The 3,818-nt window shown below is 62.0% G+C and carries 6 protein-coding genes and 1 pseudogene; 3 read left to right on the forward strand and 4 right to left on the reverse strand.

The genetic code is table 11. The features are described from left to right. Positions 1–116: pseudogene (locus EOA86_RS26020) on the reverse strand (helix-turn-helix domain-containing protein); the annotation flags it as partial. A gap of 51 nt (positions 117–167) precedes the next feature. On the opposite strand from EOA86_RS26020, the gene EOA86_RS26025 reads away from it, so the two are divergent. From EOA86_RS26025 to EOA86_RS26035, 3 genes are read left to right on the forward strand one after another with little or no spacing between them, the layout of a single operon-like run. Beyond that, positions 168–650, forward strand: a complete 483-nt coding sequence (locus tag EOA86_RS26025) for an SRPBCC domain-containing protein (protein WP_029348932.1) — start codon at positions 168–170, stop codon at positions 648–650. A gap of 16 nt (positions 651–666) precedes the next feature. Continuing rightward, positions 667–1,029: a hypothetical protein gene (locus EOA86_RS26030; protein WP_127208547.1), complete on the forward strand. Its 363-nt coding sequence runs from the start codon at positions 667–669 to the stop codon at positions 1,027–1,029. A gap of 49 nt (positions 1,030–1,078) precedes the next feature. After that, on the forward strand, positions 1,079–1,546 hold the full coding sequence (locus EOA86_RS26035; protein WP_095518011.1) for an SRPBCC family protein: 468 nt from the start codon (positions 1,079–1,081) through the stop codon (positions 1,544–1,546). Positions 1,547–1,580: 34 nt separating this feature from the next. On the opposite strand, the gene EOA86_RS26040 is transcribed toward EOA86_RS26035, so the two are convergent. From EOA86_RS26040 to EOA86_RS26050, 3 genes are all read right to left on the reverse strand, one after another. Then, entirely contained in the window at positions 1,581–2,345 is a 765-nt protein-coding gene (locus EOA86_RS26040) for a TerC family protein (protein ID WP_029348937.1), read from the reverse strand. A 71-nt stretch (positions 2,346–2,416) separates the two neighbouring features. Next, the gene (locus tag EOA86_RS26045; RefSeq protein WP_128344315.1) at positions 2,417–3,241 is read right to left on the reverse strand and encodes a YmdB family metallophosphoesterase; all 825 of its coding nucleotides are present in this window, start codon (positions 3,239–3,241) and stop codon (positions 2,417–2,419) included. 81 nt (positions 3,242–3,322) lie between these two features. Beyond that, positions 3,323–3,818, reverse strand: a 496-nt coding sequence (locus EOA86_RS26050) for a 5-formyltetrahydrofolate cyclo-ligase (protein ID WP_128344317.1), incomplete at its 5' end; no start/stop codon positions are given.

A 3,818-nucleotide genomic window follows, 5' to 3' on the forward strand; every position in this document is an offset into this window, starting at 1 on the left:
GCATCGCACAGCATGCCGGTGGTGCGCGGCGCGTCCTTCAGCTCGTCCAGCAGCGCACGCCGGCGCGGATGCGCCAGCGCCTTGAAAACATTGTCATCCTGCGCTTTGCTTGACATGTTATATTTTTATAACATAATACCGACCCAATCAAGGAAGGAGCTGTGGATATGTCTCTTGGATTCAGGGTTTCGGGCCGCATCGGCAAACCGGTCGCCGAAGTCTTCGACGCGGTCGTCAATCCGAAGAAGCTCAGCGGCTATTTCACCACCATCGGCGGCGCCAGCGCCCCGCTGGTGGCCGGCGCCAAGGTCGTCTGGTGGGGCAAGGTCCCGGTCGAGGTCGACGAGGTGGAGAAAAACAACCGCATCGTGCTGCGCTGGGATGCCACCGACGCCGACGGCAAGCCGGCTTACAAGACGCGCATCGAGATGAATTTCGAGCCGCTGGACGACGGCGGCACCTTCGTCACCATCGCCGAGGCCGGCTGGCACGAGGACGCGGTCGGCCTGAAGAAGTCCTACCTCAATTGCGAGGGCTGGTCGCAGATGCTGGCCTGCATGAAGGCCTATGTCGAATACGGGATCAATTTGCGCGACGGCTATTACCGCAGCGAGATGAAGGGCGAACCGGCCAGTGAAGACAATATCTGAGAAGACGGAGGGAAGAATGACTGCGAAGATCACCGGCGGCATCAACATCGCCATGAAAGTGCCGCCCCACCAATATCAGGACACGATCGCCTTCTACCGCGATGTTGTCGGCCTGAAACCGTTCACGGCCAAGGCGCCGGCCGTTGGTTTCGAACTCGGCCCCAATCGCCTGTGGATCGACGAAGCGCCGATGCTGAGCCAGGCCGAGGTCTGGCTGGAGCTGTTCACCGATGATTTTCCGGCCGCAGCCGATCATCTCGCCAAGGCCGGCGTCGTGCGCTGCGACGCCATCGAGGCGCTCGGCGAAGATTTCCGCGGCGGCTGGATCACCAATCCGGCCAATATTATCCACCTGGTGCGCGAACCCGACGCCTGGTGACCCCGACGCCTGGCGACAGGGGCGGCATCGACTTGAGAAGGAGGACGACATGGAAATCCGAGAGACACCTACCGCCGAAGCCGGCATGCTGATCCGGCGGCCGGTCGCAGAAGTGTTCGAAGCCATCGTCGATCCGGCGATCACCCGGAAATTCTGGTTCACTCATGGCAGCGACAGACTCGACAGCGGCAAGGAGGTTCGCTGGGAATGGCGCATGTACGACGTCTCGGCGCCGGTCACGGTCAGCGAGATCGTCAGGAACGAAAAGATCGTCATACAATGGAGCGATCCGCCGACCACGGTGGTCTGGACTTTTACCGAGATGCCGGGCGGCACGACCTTTGTCGAGGTTCGCAATTTCGGTTTTGCCGGCAGCCCCGATGAACAGGTCAAGCAGGCGATCGGCTCGACCGATGGCTTCGCGCTCGTGCTCGCCGGCGCCAAGGCGTGGCTGGAGCAAGGGCTGACGCTTGGCCTGATCGGCGACCGTCATCCGAAGGGTGTTCCGGCGACTTAGAACGCACCGGCTTCGCCAGACCGGCGCGCCAACCTTAGTGCCCGCCGGCCTTTGCCTTTCTGCGACGTCGCGCCAGCATGTTGAGGCCCTCGACAAGGGCGGAAAAACCCATGGCGGCGTAGATGTAGCCCTTCGGCACATGGAAGCCCATGCCGTCGGCGATCAGCGTCATGCCGATCATCAGCAGAAAACTCAGCGCCAGCATGACGATGCTCGGGTTCTTGGCGATGAAGTTGGCGAGCGGCCCGGCCGCCAGCATCATCACGGTGACTGCCACGATAACGGCGATGTACATGATGGCGATCTCGTCGGTCATGCCGACCGCAGTGATGATCGAATCGATCGAGAAGACGAGGTCGAGCAGCAGGATCTGGAAGATGGCGCCGGCCATCGAAAGCTGCAGCGTCTCGCCCATCATCGTGTCCTGGTGATCCTCGAGATCGACCGTGTGGTGTATCTCCTTGGTCGCTTTCCAGACGAGGAATAGGCCGCCGGCGATCAGGATCAGATCGCGCCAGGAAAAGCCATGGCCGAAAGCGGTGAATACCGGCGCCGTCAACTGGACGATGATCGAGATGGTGGCAAGCAGCACCAGCCGCATGATCAGCGCGGCGGAAATGCCGAGCCGCCGGGCGCGGGCCCTTTGTGCCTCCGGCAATTTGTTGGTCAGGATCGAGATGAAGATCAGATTGTCGATGCCGAGCACAACCTCCAGCACGATCAGCGTCAGCAACGCGACCCACGCGGTCGGATCGGAGACAAAGGCGAAATGCGGCGCCAGGAATTCGATGAGCTGCATGGAGGTCGTCCCCTCTTACGATCTAGAGCAGTGTCGCCGGCAGTTAGGTATCGCAGGCGTTGATATCAATGTCACGACCAGAAAGATGGCGCGGTTTCCTCGAGCCGCGGTCCGCGGCGAAACGGCGCAATCCGCTCGGTCAGGCCGCTGCGATCCGAAATGTCGACACCGACGCCGCACAATGTCGCCGGGCCGGTCGCCGCCTCGAAGCGTCCTTTCGGCACCTTCGACAGAAACCGGTTGAGCGGCTCCTCCTTGTCCATGCCGAGCGAGGAATCATAGTCGCCGCACATGCCGGCGTCGGAGATATAACCGGTGCCGCCTTTGAGGATGTGGTGGTCGCCGGTCGGCTGGTGCGTGTGGGTGCCGACGACGAGACTAGCGCGGCCGTCGACGAAATGCGCAAAGCACATTTTTTCGGAGGTCGCCTCGGCATGGAAATCGATGACCACCGCATCGGCCTGCTCGCCGAGCGGGCAGGCGGCAAGCTCGCGCTCACCGGCCTGGAACGGATCGTCGAGTTCGGGATGCATGAACACCCGGCCCATGATGTTGGCGACCAGAACGCGCGCGCCATTCCTGGCAATGTAGACGCCGGAGCCGCGCCCCGGCGTGCCCTTGGGGAAATTGGACGGGCGCAGGAACCGCTCCTCGCGCGGGGCGAAAACCAGCGCGTCGCGCTGGTCCCAGACATGGTTCCCGGTGGTGACGACATCGGCACCCGCCGAGATCGTCTCGCGAAAGATCTCTTCGGTGATGCCGAAACCGCCGGCGGCGTTCTCACCATTGACGATGACGAAGTCGAGTTTGAAATCCGAGATCAGGCCGGGCAGTTGTTCCCACACCGCCGTGCGTCCCGTCTTGCCGACCATATCGCCGAGGAAGAGAAGTCTCATATAAGAATGATCCCGAACCGAAGGTCAGCGAACCAAAAAGCTGCATGACTTTCGGAAAAGACCATGCGTCCAGGAACTTATCTACAATTTCGGCGCGAACCGGCGCAACCCGTTCTCGGTGAGTATTTCCGAGATGATCACGTCATGCGGCTCGTCCGGCACCAGCGCCACCTCCTGGCAGTCGAAAGCAATGCCGATCAGTCGCGGCGGTTGCCCCTTGTCGACCAGCCGCGCGATCGCGCGGTCGTAATAACCGGCGCCGTAGCCAATCCGGTGGCCGCGCGCGTCGAAAGCCGCGAGCGGCACGAGCATCACCTGGGGATCGAGCACCTCCGCCTCCTCATGTGGTCCGACGGTGCCGAACCCCATGTCGACCATCGGTGCGCCACGCACCAGTTCGCGAAAGACGATGGTGGTCTTGTCGAGAATTGCCGGCAGGCAAAGCCTTGCTCCCTTTTCGCGCAAGGCGAACATCAGCGGCCGGATATCGACTTCCGAGCGCATCGGCCAGAAGCCGGAGACGATCTGGCCAGGCTCTATCGCAATGCTGTCCCGCGCCGTCTCGGCCATTTCGAGC

Source organism: Mesorhizobium sp. M5C.F.Ca.IN.020.32.2.1 (assembly GCF_004023105.1).
Lineage (GTDB): Bacteria > Pseudomonadota > Alphaproteobacteria > Rhizobiales > Rhizobiaceae > Mesorhizobium > Mesorhizobium wenxiniae.

Coding starts and splice junctions, on each gene's coding strand:
- EOA86_RS26025 (WP_029348932.1), top strand. CDS start 168: ATGTCTCTTGGATTCAGGGTTTCGGGCCGCATCGGCAAACCGGTCGCC.
- EOA86_RS26030 (WP_127208547.1), top strand. CDS start 667: ATGACTGCGAAGATCACCGGCGGCATCAACATCGCCATGAAAGTGCCG.
- EOA86_RS26035 (WP_095518011.1), top strand. CDS start 1,079: ATGGAAATCCGAGAGACACCTACCGCCGAAGCCGGCATGCTGATCCGG.
- EOA86_RS26040 (WP_029348937.1), bottom strand. CDS start 2,345: ATGCAGCTCATCGAATTCCTGGCGCCGCATTTCGCCTTTGTCTCCGAT.
- EOA86_RS26045 (WP_128344315.1), bottom strand. CDS start 3,241: ATGAGACTTCTCTTCCTCGGCGATATGGTCGGCAAGACGGGACGCACG.